Source organism: Rhizobium sp. OAE497 (assembly GCF_040546565.1).
GTDB lineage: Bacteria > Pseudomonadota > Alphaproteobacteria > Rhizobiales > Rhizobiaceae > Rhizobium.
The window spans coordinates 239486-255739 of sequence record NZ_JBEPOA010000003.1; the positions used below are offsets into that span (position 1 = coordinate 239486).

Genomic DNA, 16254 nt, shown 5'->3' on the forward strand with positions numbered 1-16254 from the left:
TCAGACGCCAGACATAGTGACAGAGATTTCGCTTTGGTGGAAAGCCACTGGAAATTCGCTGATCCTTCCCGAGAATGGCGGGCCGCTATGGCTTCGTAAACCATGAAACGACCAGGGAAGGACAATCAACGAAGTCTTGGGGCGTACCCGCGGCCAAGACATCTGACCGATAGATCGGTTGTAGACCGGCCCAAGCATTTCATCGAAAGCTTCGCTCAATCGGCCGACGTCCGTGATTACCCCATCAAATGCGGCTCTTCTGACGACGGACCAGTTGAATCCTGATGCCGGTGTTTTAAAACGCCGCTTTGATAGCGGCGGCGACCGCAACCGCGAGGGGTAACATGGCGAGTCAGAACAGTCTGGAAGAGATGGAAAGCGAAGAGGCCGGTGGGTTTCGCGGCTTTCTCCGGCGATATCGCACGCAGCTCGTGGCAGCCGCGACGCTGATCCTGTTCTGCATGGTCGGCTATGCCATCATGCAGCTTACGGATGAAGTTCGCTATGACGACGTCGTCGAAGCGCTTGCCGATACCCGTGTCAGCTCGATCCTTCTCGCGCTTCTCTTCACCGGTCTCAGCTTCTTCGCGCTGATCTTCTATGATTTGAACGCCATCGACTATATCGGCAAGAAGCTGCCCTTTCCGCATGTGGCGCTAACGGCCTTCAGCGCCTATGCGGTCGGTAATACTGCCGGTTTCGGCGCGCTCAGCGGCGGCGCGATCCGTTATCGCGCCTATTCGCGCCTCGGCCTGACGCCCGAAGATATCGGCCGCGTCATCGCCTTCGTGACGCTCTCCTTCGGTCTCGGTCTTGCCAGCGTCGCGGCAATCGCGCTGATGATCATCGCCGATGAAATCGGACCGCTGATCAATACCAATGCGCTGCTCTTGCGGATTATCGCCGGTGCGATCCTGGCGGGGCTTGGTTTCGTCGTCTATCTCGGCCGCGATGGCCGGGCCGTCAATCTTGGCCCGATCGCTGTCCGCCTGCCGGATTCGCGCACCTGGTCGCGCCAGTTCCTCGTCACCGCATTCGATATCGCGGCGTCGGCGACCGTTCTCTACGTTCTCCTGCCGCAGACGGCGATCAGCTGGCCGGTGTTTCTGGCGGTCTATGCGATCGCCGTCGGTCTCGGCGTTCTCAGCCACGTTCCGGCCGGTCTCGGCGTTTTCGAAACCGTCATTATTGCCTCGCTCGGCAGCGCGGTGAATATCGATGCGGTTCTCGGTTCGCTGGTTCTCTACCGCCTGATCTATCATGTGCTGCCGCTGCTGATCGCGGTGCTTGCGGTATCGCTGACCGAGCTTCGCCGCTTCGTCGATCATCCGGCCGCATCGAGCATCCGTCGCATCGGCGGACGCCTGACGCCGCAGCTGTTGTCGGCCTTTGCGCTGATCCTCGGCGTCATGTTGATCTTCTCGAGCGTCACGCCGACGCCAGACGAAAACCTCGAATTCCTGGCCAACTACCTGCCGCTGCCGATCGTCGAAGGCGCGCATTTCCTGTCGAGCCTGTTCGGCCTGGCGCTCGTTGTCGCCGCCCGCGGTCTTGGCCAGCGTCTCGACGGCGCCTGGCTGGTCTCGGTGGTCTCGGCCGTGCTGGCGCTGGCGCTGTCGCTCCTGAAGGCGATCGCGCTGGTCGAGGCGATCTTCCTGGCGATCCTGATCTTCAGCCTGTTCGTCAGCCGCCGGCTCTTCACTCGCCATGCCTCGCTTCTGAACCAGACGCTGACGGCGGCCTGGCTGATGGCGATTGCCGTCATCTGTGTCGGCGCGGTCGTCATCCTGCTGTTCGTCTATCGCGACGTCGAGTACAGCAACGAGCTCTGGTGGCAATTCGAATTCGCCGCCGAAGCGCCGCGCGGCCTGCGCGCCGTGCTCGGCATCACCATCATCTCCTCGGCGATCGCCATTTTCAGCCTGCTGCGCCCGGCGACCTTCCGCCCGGAACCGGCAACCGAGGAGGCGCTGCAGCGCGCCGTCGATATCGTCAAGGCGCAGGATTATGCCGACGCCAATCTCGTTCGCATGGCCGACAAGAGCATCATGTTCTCCGAAAAGGGCGATGCCTTCATCATGTACGGCCGCCAAGGCCGCTCCTGGATCGCGCTGTTCGGACCGATTGGAAATCAGGAGGCCGCTCCCGAACTCGTCTGGAGCTTTGTGGAGGCGGCGCGCGCCGCAGGCTGCCGCGCGGTGTTCTACCAGATTTCTCCCGGGTTGCTGTCGCACTGTGCCGATGCCGGCCTGCGCGCCTTCAAGCTCGGCGAACTCGCCGTTGCCGATCTCGGCGCCTTCGAGATGAAGGGCGGCAAGTGGGCGAACCTTCGCCAGACGGCAAGCCGCGCCCAGCGCGATGGCCTGAGCTTCGAGGTCATTCCCGCCGACGGCGTACCGGCCATTCTCGGTGATCTCTCGGTGGTCTCCAGCTCCTGGCTTGAAGACCACAACGCCAAGGAGAAGGGCTTCTCGCTCGGCGCTTTCGAGCCCGACTATGTCAATTCGCAGCCGGTCGGCGTGTTGAAGAAGGACGGCAAGATCGTCGCCTTCGCCAATATCCTCGTTACCGAAACCAAGTCCGAGGGCACGATCGACCTGATGCGCTTCTCGCCGGAAGCGCCGAAGGGCTCGATGGACTTCCTCTTCGTACAGATCATGGAATATCTCAGAGCCGAGGGCTACAAGCACTTCAACCTCGGCATGGCACCGCTTTCGGGCATGTCGAAGCGCGAGACGGCGCCGGTATGGGACCGTATCGGCAGCACCGTCTTCGAGCACGGCGAGCGCTTCTACAATTTCAAAGGCCTTCGGGCATTCAAATCAAAGTTTCATCCGCACTGGCAACCGCGCTATCTTGCGGTTTCAGGAGGGGGCAATCCGATGATCGCGTTGATGGATGCGACCTTTCTCATCGGCGGCGGATTGAAGGGAGTCGTCAGGAAATGATCGCGCTGAGATTAACAGCGGCTACCTTACTGCAGTCGGCCCCGGGCCGCGGCTCGGCCGGGCCAATGGTTCGGCCGGCAGAAGACGCTTTTGGATTGCTCTAGTTCCTGCAGGCTCTCGGGAAGGCATGGTGTGCCCGCACCTTGACCGCAGAATAATCATGCGCCCAGTTTAACGCGGGACGCGTCCTCTATTCGCCAGCCAAAGAACCATGCCTCTGCCCGGAAGAGCCAGCTCTCCTTCTCGATTTGCGATCCGGCGTTTTCGAGATAAGGGAGAACAGGATTATCGCGTTCGGAGCGCCCCAATATCCTCGCATTAATGCCCCGCTGTTGCCAGTCGAGTATAGCGTCAACGTCAAACCCCATCCGGATCTCCATGCTGCACGTTACGCTTGAGCGTTGCGGCCGGGCAACTTCTGTGGAGCGAGGCTTGCGTGAAACTTGCATATTGCCGTTAAAACGGCAAAAGCCGGGGTACGGTCCGCTAGCGTACCGGCTTGGAGCCTGCCAATCGCTCTTCCCAAGCGTGGTCGGGCCGTGTGTCGCCTGGTAAACATCCATGTCAATATTAGCCCAGACGCCCCAACACCGTTTTCTGTTCGTTCTTAACTCTTCGAGAAGAACCCAGGCATGCAACGCCACAGGCGCGTGAATGAGCGTGCCGTCGGACTTGTGTCTTCATAGCCCTCCTGCCTATCGGAAGAGTTGCGTTGTTCGGAGCCAAGCTGCCATCATCCGAAACCGATAATCTTGCCGGGGCAAATTCGAAATTGGGGATGACCGCTTGGAAGTGCGGCGTTGCGCGTGCTCGATCCGAGGACGCGCTCAGTGGGCTTCGACGGCCGCACAACCGCAACACAATTCTAGTCGCGGCACCGTTTCGGAGCAAATCGCGCCGCGACGGCACGGTCAGGTCTGGCTTCTTTTGTCAGCGGAGATACCAGATATGGCTGGCTGGTCAGCAATAGAGGCGTCTTCAGCTAGCGGCCGCACACCGAGGGCGAGGGAAGCCTAGCCCCTCCTGGGTTCGTTCAGCCGATCACTGATCGCCTTGCCTGGGCGAAATAACGGCACCCACTTTTCTTCGACGAAGACCGCATTGCCGTTGCTCGGGTCGCGGCCAGCGCGTGACGGTCGATATCGAACCTGGAAAGCACCAAACCCGCGAATCTCTACGCGTTCTCCTCTTTCGAGCGCCTCGACAATACTCTCGAGGATTGTTTCGACGATCTTCTCTGCGTCCTGACGATACAGGTGAGGATTACGAGCCGCAACAGCCTCAATCAGTTCTGATTTGATCATTTGGAAAACCTCGTCCAATCCCCGTGGCCCATAACTCTTTACTTCATTTCAGGTCATCCACTTCGCTATATATGACTTGCCGAGCGGAGAAAATCCGGGATTTCATCCTGGACCCGGACCAGGACATGACTGTGCGGTTCCCTGCGAGGAAAGACGACAGGACAGGGCTATTGGACGGCCAGTAGAGCTAGAGCAGATCCACATTCAAGATTTCAGGGACCCGCAATTACCGAAGCGGCCGAGATCATCTGCCAGCGGGGAAAGAAACTTAGCCACGGCGTCGCCGCCCACCTGAGGCATGTCGGAATTCAGGCCGAGGTACTTTGAAGGCGGCTTCGAGGCTTGGAGAAGGACAGAGGGCAACCTGGTGCCGGATAACAAGTTGCCCCCGCGCGACCCGCAGGGTCGAACGGTCTGGGTTACGCGCTCTCGTTGAAAGATCGACCGCACCGCCTGACCCTGGCTAATTCGTCGCTTCGTTGATCCTTCTGCCGTATTCCCCGTCGTTCCGGCTTCCAAGGTTGCGCTTGTCGGCGAACGCTTCGGCGCAACGCCCTTCGACGTCGAGGATCGCTGGAACGCTCTTCGTCCTGCCGGGCGCGATCGCGATCATGGACTGAGCTGGATCTACGCGCTCTACGAAAACGTCTGCGCAGTCCCGGCGCTGTTCTTCGGACCAAACGCCGCGGTCCTTGCGATTGTGCTCGGTGAGGTCGGTTGTATCGGCAGCAGGTCTCTGAAGAACAACGTCATGATCGGACTCGCCGCCGCGTTGAGGAGACAAGTTTCGACATTCGCTTTCAAGGAAATGGTGGAAAGCGAAATTTGCTCTCTGAGCCCGCGAACCTCGTCGATACAAGACGATCGCTGGCCAGATCTCGAAAGCCATGGGTAACCGCCTACAGCCCCGTTAGGGTGCCTGATTGATCGCAGAAGTCGGGCGAGGGTCGACGAGGTTCCGTCCGAATGGGTTTAAGGCGACGAGCGCGACTAGGATCACGAAGAGCGATGCTGTGAGTATACCGCGCGCCTTTGCCATGTTTCGAAGCCTTGCGTTGAGTGCTATCACGAGCCGTCAATAGCGGATGAAAAGTCCGCTGCATTGGCGAGCAGCGGACCATATCAGCATTATTTGGTCTGGGTAATTCGTCAAGATATCTCACCTTCTCGACGAACCTAGAGTGCCGAAGCAAGGTTGATAAATTCTGAATTGCACGCTTCTGACCTGCCACTGAGAATTTCCTCCAGAATGGATTAGAGTTCGGCCCATTGAGGACGGACTTATGAAGAAGCAGCGATTTACGGAAGAGCAGATCATTGCAGTGTTGAAGGAGCAGGAAGCCGGAGCGAAAGCGGCTGATCTTTGCCGTAGGCACGGGATTTCCGAGGCGACCTTTTATAACTGGAAAGCCAAATATGGCGGCATGGAAGTGTCTGAGGCCAAGCGTCTCAAGGCTCTGGAGGACGAGAATGCCAAGCTGAAGAAGCTGCTTGCCGAACAGATGCTGGATACAGCCGCACTCCGCGAGCTTCTTTCAAAAAAATGGTAGGGCCTGCCGCCAAGCGTGACGCTGTCGCGCACCTGAAGGCCATCATGGGTCTTTCGGAACGGCGGGCCTGCCAGATCATATCCGCAGATCGAAAGACGATCCGTTATCGATCCTCTCGGCCGCCTGAGGTCGAGTTGCGAGCGAAGCTGCGCGATCTAGCCAACGAGCGACGACGGTTCGGCTACCGACGGCTGTTCATTCTGCTCCGGCGAGACGGAGAGCCTTCCGGGGTCAATCGCATCTATCGGCTCTATCGCGAGGAAGGTCTTTCCGTGCGCAAACGGAAAGCCAGGCGGCGTGCCGTCGGCACGCGTGCGCCGATCCTCGTCGAAGCAAAGGCCAATGCCCGCTGGTCTCTGGATTTCGTCCACGATCAATTCGCCTGCGGCAGGCGCTTCCGCATCCTCAATGTAGTCGACGATGTCACGCGCGAATGCCTGGCGGCGATCCCGGACACATCGATATCAGGTCGCCGTGTCGCGCGAGAACTGACGACGCTTATCGAGCGACGAGGTAAGCCTGGCATGATTGTCTCAGACAACGGGACCGAACTGACCTCGAATGCCATCCTTGCTTGGTCGAAGGATCACAAGGTCGAGTGGCACTACATCGCGCCGGGAAGACCGATGCAAAATGGCTATGTCGAGAGCTTCAACGGCCGCATGCGCGACGAGCTGCTCAACGAGAGCCTGTTCTTCGGGCTCGATCATGCCCGCAGCGCCATCGCAGAATGGGCCGACGATTATAACAATTTCCGGCCGCACTCATCGCTCGGATACCAAACCCCGGCGGACTATGCCGGGATCATCGCCGCAACCGGCTCCAACGCTACGCAATATGGAAGCTTCGCGTTTCCGCCGGTTGCTAACACACCGCCATTTGGCGTATCAAAAACCGCCGAGGCTCTAATCGCAGCCGGATGAAACTTCAGTGGCAGGTCACTTCCTGGATAGAGTCGTCGCGCGTCATTACCGGCTGGGCGAGTATAGATAGTCGGCTTCTTCAACGGTCTTGGGAGGTTTATGGCCCAATTTACGCTCGACGACGCGATATGGCGTCGCCGCCGAACAACCTTCAACTTTGGTGACGATCTGAGCGCCCAAGAGACATAGCGTCCGTGAGACTGCGCATAACCCCGTTTCATTCCTATGGGCGCGATCATTGATACGGCCCGTCTCTATAAGTCTTACCTGGGACTTAGGTGCCTGCCGGAGGTTGGCGTATGGAGCGGCTCGGTGCCTCGTAGTGACGCTTAGAATATGCCGGTCGGGACCTCAAACTCCCTCCCATCAAACGCGAGAGCGGCGGAGCGGCATCGCAGATGACCTGCTGCTCGATGGCGATCCGATCATGCCAAGCCTTCGCTACCATCAGGCTCCGCGGCCCTACGTGCTGACTGACCTACAAGCTCTTTATGCTGAATCCGCCACAATGCCGAAGCGGGAGCCGAAGGCCATTGATGCCTGTAGGCTTGGCGCACTCGGAGTTGGGCTTTGCTGTGGTTCTGAAAGCGTTGACCCGTACAACGCCCGACGGTGCGCAGGCCGGAGCAAACGATATCGTTGACATGCCTGGAACCAAAACCGAGGACCAAGCGCTTCGGGGTGCTGGTCAGCTCGCTTTGTTAGCACTCTCACTTCCCGGATCCGCTCCAGCCGCACGCTGGGGCTTTTCGTGACCGGTCAGTAGGTACGACCGATTGCCCACACCATGAAGACGAACGAAAGTGTTGCGGCAAATGCTGCGATGGCGAGATTGGTGTCCATAGCTACCCTCTTGTGAAATTGTTCGCACCGAACGCGCAAGAGAAGGTTTTGGTTCCCCGATGCCGGCGAGGGGGAAATCGGTTTTCGAAGTATGCTTGTCTGCAACCGTACTGATAATTTGAAGGGACTCTTGTCATCCGATGTGATTAGGTCAGCGATGTAATGTGCGACCTGGCGGACCTCTGTGTCGCATGGAGGGGCTCGCCTATGTATTGAGTAGCGAGCCCTTCCCTTACGCGCCTGATCACATCCTCACGTTCACCCACCTTGACGGTCATCGCCAAACCCCTTACCGACTGCGCGTCGCGGTCTTTTAAGTCATGGGGCGGTATAGGGATTGCCCGATCTGGCAAGGATGTTCGGGCCTTTGCCAGTCCTGGGACTATTTCACAAGAGCACACAGGAAGCAGCGGGGGAGATCTTGACGAAATTGCGTAAGGGCGACACACCGGCAACGGTTGATGACATAGCGGGCCTGTTTCAGCACATAAACCTCATGCAGCGGACTTTGCTAAGCATCGGCGCGATAGCATTGCGAAGCGCTCAATCACCAAGGGAAATCGAACAAATCGACGCGCAGGTTCAAGCGATGGTCGACGACTTTACGAACAGGGTCACCGCTCTCGCTAAGCGACTTGATATCGATGTCGTAGATAACTGACGAGTTGGTCGGATCTGGTCTCGAATGATAAGGACCGCAAGCCCTTCAATCGAGCAGTCGGCGCGCAGGGCCCTGTACCTGGCCGCTTCCCGTTGCTCGTGAAAGGACAGGAACCTCAACCGCATTCGAGAAGCTCGAGGTCGCGGCGACGTTGATGAAGGCAAGGATACTAACAGTGATCTAGGTCTTCATGTCGATAATCTGGACAGTGTTATTGATCGTCAATTTTATTTCGGACGTATTTGCCAGAAGAACCGGCCGGTGTCGGAAGCACGAACGCCTCCGACGATACAGACGTACATTCCTCGGTTCGGGCCCGCAGCGGATCGAGCCCTCCCTCACACAGAAAGCGCTTCTTAATGTCCAAAAGGGGTGCACGACGTGTATTCCAGCAGTGACTCTTCCTCATTCTGAAAGCTTCGCGGCATTCCGCTAATGGAGCATCACATGCTGCAGGACTTCTTCGTCCCGCCGCATGTGCACCATGGCGAGAACGAGACTTTCCATGGGCTTGACAGAAATGTCCACTTTATAGTCGATGACGAATCCGGCACCTGCGGTCCCTTCGCGTTTCAGGCCGCGGGCGTTCAAGATCATCTCACCGCTGGATCCGTTCCTGACCAGCACCAACGGCACTTCGGAGAAACGGTGCGCGCGCCGTCAATGCCTTCTTGAGGAACCGGAGATTCCACAGTGGTTTTTGTCACTGGGGAAAAGCTGCCTTGAAAGTGCGTCGAGGCGCTCGGGCACCGAACGGTCAAGGCCTCCGTGCGGGCCGGGTCGCCGCCTTCCGATAACAACTTGTTCGCTGTTAGCGCGGCGGCTCCAGATAAGATCAATTGGAGGCTGATAAAGCGATCGGCAGGGCGACATGACGATGCACGAGGATACAGCCGTGACGGTTCGCGCCTTACGCAGGCGGCCGTCAGTGAACCGAGTAGCTGAGCATCCTATACGGATGGCTCGCGCCGAAATGTTTGATAAATTCGTTCGCCTGCCTGAGCACGTTCTCCGCATGACGAATGTCGTCGCGAGCAAGTTCGTCGGCGTTGAGAAGGATGGCCTCGGCCATCGTCTTCGATAAGACACCGAATTTGCGATTACCCTCGACCATGGATTCGAGAGCAGCGCCGTCCAGCAGACGGCCCACCGCGATAAAGAGCTGCTCGCGCTCCTCGACGGACAACTGTGCAATGTCTGAAGAATGATGCATGGAAGAATTTCTTACTTTCGGAAGGCGGGGCGCCCGCCACCGGGTCCCGTATACGGACACCCGGCGGTCTGCCGCGGCCTCTAAATCAGGGATTACGCTGCGTGCTGATCGGCCTCGATCTGCAAAACGGTCTCCTGGCTGCCCGGACCGATTGCGATCTTTCGCGGTTTCAGGGCCTCCGGGATCTCTCTACGAAGCGATACCGTCAGAAGGCCGTTGGCGAGCGAAGCGTCTTCGATCCGTACATGATCGGCAAGTTCAAATCGACGCTCGAAGCTCCGTGCTGCGATGCCCCGGTGTAGATATTCACCTTGCTGGTCCTCGGCCTTGCCTCCCTTGACGACCAAGAGGTTGCGGTCCTGGGTAATGTCGAGGTCGCCCCGGCCGAATCCAGCAACCGCCATCGTTATGCGGTACTCGTCCTCGCCTGCCTTGATGATGTCGTAGTGAGGCCAGGTGTCGTTTGCCTGCAGGCGCTGCGTATTGTTGAGCAGATTGAAGACGCGGTCGAAGCCGATGCTGGACCGGTACAGCGGTGAAAAATCGAGTTCAGTTCTCATACCAAAACCTCCGTAAAGCGAGTTGGAAGGAGACGCAAATTCACGCCTCCGGTTTTTGGCCCCCATTGGGCGACCGCGCCGACGATTTGGGATCGCGGTTTTCGAGCGTCAAGAGATCTGACGAAAAATTTCTTGAAGCACATCCCGCTCGGTCTTGACGTTGATGTCAATCGCGCCGATCTTTCTAGTTGCCTGAGGATTTTTATCCGATTTCCAGGAGACGCATCATGAGCAACCAGGGATTAGCACCGTTTCGCGACTCGGAACGTTCTTCATCGAAGGTGAAGGGGCTGCCATGAGACGGTCGGCTGTCACCTCGCCCGACGGGCGACGCAAGGTCTTGGCAACCACACCCGCAGGCCTCGCCGTCCGTTACGCCGAAAACCTTCGCCGCCTTGCACGCGAAGCAGGAAAGATGGACCGCCCCGTGCTCGCTAACAGCCTTCTTTCCGTCGCCCACCAGATGGACGACATGGCCGACGCCAACGCAACCGACGAGCTTGGCCTAAGCTTGCTGCGGCGGGTTTGCGCATGATTGGTCGCGTCGAGCGCATACTCGACCACCAGGCAAAGGCGTCGATCTTGCACTGACACTTTAGTCGCGGCCATTGCCGTTCGGGCTGCCCCTTTCGTCTCTGTTCCTTGACGACACGAGACTTGAGGGGCTGACCAGGTCCGAGCGCAGCTTTGACAAGTCGGTGTCATCCACCGACGCACAGGCGCGTCGTGAAGCGCAAATATTCCGGCACCGGGAGCTTCACATCAATCAGCGCAATCGCTTTCAACCTCGGTGACCGCTCGCAGCCCGTTTAAAGTTGGGCCGGGATCCATGCGCACGTCTACGCCGTCGACAGGTTTATGAAATAAGGCATGACTTCGACCGCTCCTCGATAAAGCATGTCAAGCGCTACGTAGAGGATGACGGCGAGGCCGATATAGGCTATCCACCGATGACTGTTGAGCTGGCGGGCAATGAAGTTTGCGGCCATCCCCATCAATGCAATCGACAGCATCAATCCAAGTATAAGAACGCTCGGATGCTCGCGCGCCGCACCGGCGACTGCGAGCACGTTGTCTAGCGACATGGACACATCGGCGACGATGATCTGCGTTGCAGCCTGAAGGAATGTCTTTCGGGGAGTGTTCGTCTCGTCTGGGACCTCCTCGCGGCGGTGGCCTGACCGCAATTCGCGCCACATCTTCCAGCAAACCCACAGCAGTAAAAGTCCACCCGCGAGGAGAAGACCGACGATCGCAAGAAGGTAGACTGCGACGCTGGCGAAAACTATCCGAACTGCAGTAGCGGCGAGAATACCGACAAGGATGGCTTTGCCCCGTTGCGAGCGCTCAAGACCAGCAGCCGCGAGACCTATGACTACAGCGTTGTCGCCAGCTAGCACAAGATCAATCGTAATCACCTGCAGCATTGCGCTCAGACCGGCCGGCGTGAAAATCTCCATCATGGGTGGACGCTAATCTCCGACGTTTTTCAATTGCAAACTCGCCTCAAAGCCAAATGCCCATGCGCTTACTCAGTTCCGTGTCACGGTTGCGAGAGAACTCGCGATTGTCCGGAGATCGATTGTCGCGACGATAGTAGCCCTATGAACCGTGACATTACCCCTGAGGCGTGAGTGAGATCGTCGGCAATAGCAGTGGTAGAAGGTCGGCGGGAGCAGAAGCTTCATCAGATCACGGACGACCAGAAGGCTGCCGTCTACAAGAGTGTCGCCGGTCTTCTGTTCGACGTGATCGTCAGGCCTTGCAAAGACACCACGGTCATTTTCCACCATCCAGAACCAGGGATAACGGACAAGGCCTGCCTGACGCTACGCGGCTACCACCGGTGAAGAAATGATCATGATTTTTGGCGGGCCGCGCCGCTGTTGGTCAAGCCCGACAACTCATCGTTCTCAACGATCCACTTAAAGCGCCAGGTCGCGGAAGCCACGCACGTCGGCACCCACTTCCAGGCATTTTCAACCGGAAACAAGTCCGGCATCGTCCCGCACATGTCAGAGAACATTGTTTTGTTCACTGGATACGCTCGACACGAGGAGGGTAGAGGTTGACGGATGTCGTCGACCTTTATGATTGCGCATACCCTGGTGAATGCGGCCACATCGCTGACAACTCGCCAACGCCATCAGCTTCCTAAAGACGTTTACTGAGCCCGCTCTGGTAATTATTACATCGGCCGACGCTCGTCAGCGTCGGCGATATTAGAGCAGTGGGAGGTACGACGATCAAAATTCTTCCCAGTTCTGATCAGGAGCGACCACCGTTGCGGTGCGACCACCCCCAAACGATCGGGCCACTCTGTCCGTCATCGCTCGTATTGGCGAGGCAACAGCTCGGACGCTTGGTTCCGTGATGACCCTTGCGGCTTGAACCATGCTGACCGTTGCCGCAGGGGCGTCGGACAAGCGGAACTGTCCTACCAAAGACTTCAGTTTCGCGGATTCTGCGGCAAGTGTAGCACCGGCGGCATTTGCCTCTTCGACCATAGCTGCATTCTGCTGTGTCACCTGATCCATTTGATTGACAGCGGTGTTCACCTCCGCCAGGCCGACCGATTGCTCACGGGCGGAAGTAGCAATGGCATCCATATGGGTGTTCATGCTGACGATGTAGGCTTGGATACTCTCGAGCGCGTCACCAGCTGCACTGACGAGCTGGACACCGTCCTGAACGTCGTCACCGGATGCACGGATGAGCTCCTTGATCTCCTTTGCGGCCTTGGCAGAGCGCTGCGCCAGTTCGCGGACTTCCTGCGCGACAACCGCAAAGCCTTTCCCCGCTTCGCCCGCGCGAGCAGCTTCGACGCCGGCGTTGAGCGCGAGGAGATTCGTCTGGAAAGCAATCTCATCGATGACGCCGATGATGTTGGAAATTTCACTCGACGATTTCTCAATTTTGCTCATCGCCTGGACCGCATTACGGACAACATCGCCCGACTGGCTGGCGCTGCTGTTTGCCTGGATCGCGATCGAGCGCGCCTCATCTGCGCGCTTCGACGAATTCGCTACATTAACCGTGATCTCGTCCAGCGCTGCTGCCGTTTCTTCAAGCGAAGCTGCCTGCTGCTCTGTCCGTCTCGAAAGATCGTCGGCGCTCTGGCTGATTTCCCGCGAGCCACTTTCGATGGAGCTCGTGGATGTTGCGACCGCCGCCAACGTCGAGCGCAGCTGCTCGACCGCGCGATTGAAGTCGACACGAAGGCTTTCGAACTCGTCGGCAAATCGATCAACAAGACAAACGCCGAGATCGCCCGAAGCAAGTTTCTCCAGGCCGCGTGCCAGACCTTCGGTCGCTTGAGCCATGGCTTCCGCCCTTAATTGGTCGCGTTCAGCGATCTGGCGGCGCTCCTGATCCGAAACTTTGCGCTGGTGGTCCGCATCTTCCTCTAACTGAAGGGTGCGGATCGCATTGTCCTTGAAGATCTGCACCGCATGCGCCATTGCGCCGACTTCGTCCCGGCGCGTGGTTCCTTCGATCGACACAGCGAGATCGCCATTGGCCAGCCTCGACATGGTTGCGGTTAGCCTGGCGAGCACCCCGGCAAGTGAGCGCGCAAAGAAATAGAAACCGAGCAAAGAAATGATTGCGACAAGAACCGTACCCAAGACAGTCGTCAGGAGGGCGGCCTGCGCATTTGAAGCGACGTCGGTGACGTTTGACGCCACCTCCAGTACACCAATGGTTTGCCCCGAAAAGTTCTTGAACGGCACGGCATTGACGACCACTGTCGTCTCACCGTCGGCGACCTCCCGTGGGCTGAACACTCCATCCATTGCCGCCTTGAGTTCTTCGGCAGAGAGCTTGGATTTCGAACCCGTCGAGGCTTGGACCGCCAGTTTGTCGTCATTAAGAATGTAAACGGTGATCGCGCCGTCGATCCGGTCGGCAATCGCATTGAAATAGTCGTTCGTGAGCCCCGTGCCGACATCGACGACCCCGACCGTCTTTCCATCGGCAACGACCGGCGCAGATGCGAACATCGAGACCGCCGTCCGACCGGGCTCGATCCCTGCAACAAGCTTTCCGCTCGCTAGCGCCTCCACGACGGTCTTCCGCCGGCCGGTCATATCGTCGCCAAACTTGTCCGGTGAATGAATTCGCGCGAGCGCGATGCCCTTCGCATCGATGAAGGTAATGTTTTGAAGGCCGCCGGCGTCTTTGATCGCCGACATCGCGGAGACATAGCGGGCGATTATCTTGTCCTTGTCGCCGCCTTTAACCAATGTCGCCGTCTCAGGCTCTCCAGCGAGCGCGATAGCCAACGCCGAGGCGGCCTTCTGCTGAGCAGCCATATCGGTCTGAATGAGGGAAAGGTCTCCTGCTGCCTCGCGGTGAAGGGCTTCGTCAACGGCGACCGATTGCCGATACCAGGCACTTCCTCCAATTGCGATGCTTGAAAACAGAACCGCTGCGAAACCGCAGGCCGTGATCGTGAGCCACAAGGGCCGCTTGATGTTCACATCCGACATATTGACCGTCCTTATACGTGACAGACATCACTGAGATGAAAACGAAAACGATTTCTGAACCGGGACTACAATTTCTCACTAGGTGAATTGCTTCTCCAGCCACTTGGGAGGGAATTTCCGATCGATGTGGCAGCAGGCTTTGAGACCAACGTCGCCATCTGTCGAGGACGATCTCAGTTTCCAGCCCTTCGATGCCGACACGTGTGTTGCGTCGCCGGTGCGAGGCACCCTGTCTACGAGGACGCTTACTCTCAGGCGAGACTCGTAAGCTCCGACATCACAACGATTAGGCCGCTGTCACCGGATGCCTTCTTTCCAAAAGCTCAACGGCGGGTGCGCAACAGTCGCGCCGATCACGTAGAAAACGAGAAAATCGGAGCGCGGGACCCCGGGTAGATCGTCGCCCAAAGTTCGACAGCGCTTTGTAAACGCGCGCGGCGAGCGGTCCTCGTCATGGGATCGCCGCTCGCCTTTGTTATCGCACATAGGGTGACGTTATCGGCCAATGATCATGCTCCACGGTAAGCTGGTCAGGCATCCCTCATCAACTCGGATTTGGGTCTGATGCTCTTCGTGTTAATATCCTATCACGGTGATATGCCAGCCGCGGGGACGAAGACGCGAGCGGGCGACGGGCGCTCCGTCGTCAGCACCAGGCCCCCACAGACGCAGGCGATAGCGATGACAATGACGATTAACGGGAAACCGATACCTGATGATTTTTCTTCACCGTAGATCATGGACATTCCTCCAGCGGCCCCGACGGCGCAAGGTGACGCCGCCGGGTACTACCTGCTAGGCCTCGATGATGTAGACGATCGTCAGCGCGTCTGGATCGACGATGACGATCCGGCCGTCCGCAAGGAGGAAGAAGCGGTAGCCGTCATACGCCGGTACGATCTTCACTATTCGCGGCGGCAGCCTCTCAAGGTGAACCCGCTTGGGGATAGTGGTGCCGACGGACACCGTGAAGTCGACTTCTTTGACCGGTGCAACGTGAACTTCCTGGATCACCTGGCGGATTTCGGTGCGCTGTTCGACGGTTACGTTGACGTTGGTCTTGGATTTGGTCGTCTCGTTGCTTGTCGTCCCGTTATTGACGTTTGTCTCGGTTGACTTATGAGTGGAGGTGCTCTGTTCGGCAGAACTCCTGGAAGCGTCACCACCTTGAGGGCTCGTGCCAGATGTGGTGGAGCTTTTTGTGGTGTTGCTATTCGCGTCCGTCGCCGCGTCGTTGGTGCCAGACTTCGCCTTCTGCTCGGCCGTCGTGCCGCTGGAGGCGTCTTGCGACGCGGACGTCTTCTTCATGTCCGCAGAGGGTTTCCCGAGCTCAGTTCCGCTTGCACCATCGGTCGAATGCTTTGTCCTGCTCTTCTGCCCATCGGACCCTTCGTCGATCTTCTGCTTGGATTGTTCGTTGGTTTGCGGACATGCGCCTGACGCGTCGGGAGTGCAATCCGTGCCGGAGGCATGCGAGCCGGCATCCGACTGACTTGACTGGGACCCAGAGACGGCATTGGTCGAGGTCGCGCCTGACTGGGAACCGGATTGAGCGCCTGACTGCGTTTTCGTGCCGCTTTGTGCGGCGGCCGGAGTGGTCGCTAACGGCGAAACGCTTAGAGATAACGCGGCCAGCACAGCGGCGAGATGGGTTCGTTTCATGACATAATCTCCAAATTCTAAGAGGCAGCGCCGGCCGTAACGAATGCTTGTGTCGCGGCAGGCGTGGCCACTTGTTGATGGTAGACGGCTGTCGCCGCCC

Annotated in this window: 14 protein-coding genes and 2 pseudogenes; 8 read left to right on the forward strand and 8 right to left on the reverse strand. The window is 58.2% G+C overall.

Features of this window, described 5'->3' with window-relative positions; genetic code table 11:
- The first annotated feature begins 344 nt into the window (after window positions 1–344).
- On the forward strand, window positions 345–2948 hold the full coding sequence (gene mprF, locus ABIE40_RS27645; RefSeq protein WP_354541189.1) for a bifunctional lysylphosphatidylglycerol flippase/synthetase MprF: 2604 nt from the start codon (window positions 345–347) through the stop codon (window positions 2946–2948).
- 158 nt (window positions 2949–3106) lie between these two features.
- On the opposite strand, the gene ABIE40_RS27650 is transcribed toward mprF, so the two are convergent.
- Window positions 3107–3511, reverse strand: coding sequence for a CrpP-related protein (locus ABIE40_RS27650; protein ID WP_354541190.1), 405 nt, complete (start codon window positions 3509–3511; stop codon window positions 3107–3109).
- 450 nt (window positions 3512–3961) lie between these two features.
- The gene (locus ABIE40_RS27655) at window positions 3962–4252 is read right to left on the reverse strand and encodes an integration host factor subunit beta (protein WP_199630042.1); all 291 of its coding nucleotides are present in this window, start codon (window positions 4250–4252) and stop codon (window positions 3962–3964) included.
- Window positions 4253–4495: 243 nt separating this feature from the next.
- Between ABIE40_RS27655 and ABIE40_RS27660 the strand changes: the two are divergent.
- From ABIE40_RS27660 to ABIE40_RS27680, 5 genes and pseudogenes are all read left to right on the forward strand, one after another.
- A pseudogene (locus tag ABIE40_RS27660) lies at window positions 4496–4823 on the forward strand (chromate resistance protein ChrB domain-containing protein); the annotation flags it as partial.
- A pseudogene (locus ABIE40_RS27665) lies at window positions 4774–5024 on the forward strand (hypothetical protein); the annotation flags it as partial. The pseudogenes ABIE40_RS27660 and ABIE40_RS27665, both read left to right, overlap by 50 nt.
- Before the next feature lie 511 nt (window positions 5025–5535).
- Window positions 5536–6725, forward strand: a protein-coding gene (locus ABIE40_RS27670; protein WP_199630049.1) for an IS3 family transposase whose coding sequence is annotated in 2 segments (ribosomal slippage) — window positions 5536–5788 and window positions 5788–6725 — 1191 coding nt in all. Because the reading frame shifts where the segments join, the coding sequence is not laid out codon by codon here.
- A gap of 1264 nt (window positions 6726–7989) precedes the next feature.
- Complete coding sequence (locus ABIE40_RS27675) at window positions 7990–8229, forward strand: hypothetical protein (protein WP_199630033.1); 240 nt, start codon at window positions 7990–7992, stop codon at window positions 8227–8229.
- A 447-nt stretch (window positions 8230–8676) separates the two neighbouring features.
- Window positions 8677–8904 carry a cupin domain-containing protein gene (locus ABIE40_RS27680; RefSeq protein WP_199630032.1) on the forward strand — a complete coding sequence of 76 codons (228 nt, stop codon included), beginning with the start codon at window positions 8677–8679 and terminating at the stop codon, window positions 8902–8904.
- 250 nt (window positions 8905–9154) lie between these two features.
- Here ABIE40_RS27680 and ABIE40_RS27685 read toward each other — a convergent pair whose 3' ends face one another.
- Both ABIE40_RS27685 and ABIE40_RS27690 read right to left on the reverse strand, forming a co-directional pair.
- Window positions 9155–9442 (reverse strand): hypothetical protein, encoded by a 288-nt coding sequence (locus ABIE40_RS27685; RefSeq protein WP_199630031.1) that lies wholly within the window; start codon window positions 9440–9442, stop codon window positions 9155–9157.
- Window positions 9443–9534: 92 nt separating this feature from the next.
- On the reverse strand, window positions 9535–10002 hold the full coding sequence (locus ABIE40_RS27690) for an Hsp20 family protein (protein WP_199630030.1): 468 nt from the start codon (window positions 10000–10002) through the stop codon (window positions 9535–9537).
- Between the two features lie 295 nt (window positions 10003–10297).
- On the opposite strand from ABIE40_RS27690, the gene ABIE40_RS27695 reads away from it, so the two are divergent.
- Entirely contained in the window at window positions 10298–10537 is a 240-nt protein-coding gene (locus ABIE40_RS27695) for a hypothetical protein (protein WP_199630029.1), read from the forward strand.
- A 304-nt stretch (window positions 10538–10841) separates the two neighbouring features.
- On the opposite strand, the gene ABIE40_RS27700 is transcribed toward ABIE40_RS27695, so the two are convergent.
- Window positions 10842–11462: a TerC family protein gene (locus ABIE40_RS27700; protein ID WP_199630034.1), complete on the reverse strand. Its 621-nt coding sequence runs from the start codon at window positions 11460–11462 to the stop codon at window positions 10842–10844.
- 195 nt (window positions 11463–11657) lie between these two features.
- Between ABIE40_RS27700 and ABIE40_RS27705 the strand changes: the two genes are divergently transcribed.
- Entirely contained in the window at window positions 11658–11852 is a 195-nt protein-coding gene (locus ABIE40_RS27705) for a hypothetical protein (protein WP_112720320.1), read from the forward strand.
- A gap of 396 nt (window positions 11853–12248) precedes the next feature.
- On the opposite strand, the gene ABIE40_RS27710 is transcribed toward ABIE40_RS27705, so the two are convergent.
- The 3 genes from ABIE40_RS27710 to ABIE40_RS27720 form a co-directional block, all read right to left on the reverse strand.
- The gene (locus ABIE40_RS27710; protein WP_199630028.1) at window positions 12249–14492 is read right to left on the reverse strand and encodes a methyl-accepting chemotaxis protein; all 2244 of its coding nucleotides are present in this window, start codon (window positions 14490–14492) and stop codon (window positions 12249–12251) included.
- Window positions 14493–15079: 587 nt separating this feature from the next.
- Window positions 15080–15232: a hypothetical protein gene (locus ABIE40_RS27715; protein WP_199630027.1), complete on the reverse strand. Its 153-nt coding sequence runs from the start codon at window positions 15230–15232 to the stop codon at window positions 15080–15082.
- A 55-nt stretch (window positions 15233–15287) separates the two neighbouring features.
- Complete coding sequence (locus ABIE40_RS27720) at window positions 15288–16154, reverse strand: DUF1236 domain-containing protein (RefSeq protein ID WP_199630026.1); 867 nt, start codon at window positions 16152–16154, stop codon at window positions 15288–15290.
- Window positions 16155–16254: the final 100 nt, after the last annotated feature.

Excerpts from the sequence above, each read along its gene's own strand:
- ABIE40_RS27720 (WP_199630026.1), bottom strand. The coding sequence starts at position 16,154 with ATGAAACGAACCCATCTCGCCGCTGTGCTGGCCGCGTTATCTCTAAGC.
- ABIE40_RS27700 (WP_199630034.1), bottom strand. The coding sequence starts at position 11,462 with ATGGAGATTTTCACGCCGGCCGGTCTGAGCGCAATGCTGCAGGTGATT.
- ABIE40_RS27710 (WP_199630028.1), bottom strand. The coding sequence starts at position 14,492 with ATGTCGGATGTGAACATCAAGCGGCCCTTGTGGCTCACGATCACGGCC.
- ABIE40_RS27655 (WP_199630042.1), bottom strand. The coding sequence starts at position 4,252 with ATGATCAAATCAGAACTGATTGAGGCTGTTGCGGCTCGTAATCCTCAC.
- ABIE40_RS27695 (WP_199630029.1), top strand. The coding sequence starts at position 10,298 with ATGAGACGGTCGGCTGTCACCTCGCCCGACGGGCGACGCAAGGTCTTG.
- ABIE40_RS27680 (WP_199630032.1), top strand. The coding sequence starts at position 8,677 with ATGCTGCAGGACTTCTTCGTCCCGCCGCATGTGCACCATGGCGAGAAC.
- ABIE40_RS27690 (WP_199630030.1), bottom strand. The coding sequence starts at position 10,002 with ATGAGAACTGAACTCGATTTTTCACCGCTGTACCGGTCCAGCATCGGC.
- ABIE40_RS27685 (WP_199630031.1), bottom strand. The coding sequence starts at position 9,442 with ATGCATCATTCTTCAGACATTGCACAGTTGTCCGTCGAGGAGCGCGAG.
- mprF (WP_354541189.1), top strand. The coding sequence starts at position 345 with ATGGCGAGTCAGAACAGTCTGGAAGAGATGGAAAGCGAAGAGGCCGGT.
- ABIE40_RS27715 (WP_199630027.1), bottom strand. The coding sequence starts at position 15,232 with ATGATCTACGGTGAAGAAAAATCATCAGGTATCGGTTTCCCGTTAATC.
- ABIE40_RS27650 (WP_354541190.1), bottom strand. The coding sequence starts at position 3,511 with ATGGATGTTTACCAGGCGACACACGGCCCGACCACGCTTGGGAAGAGC.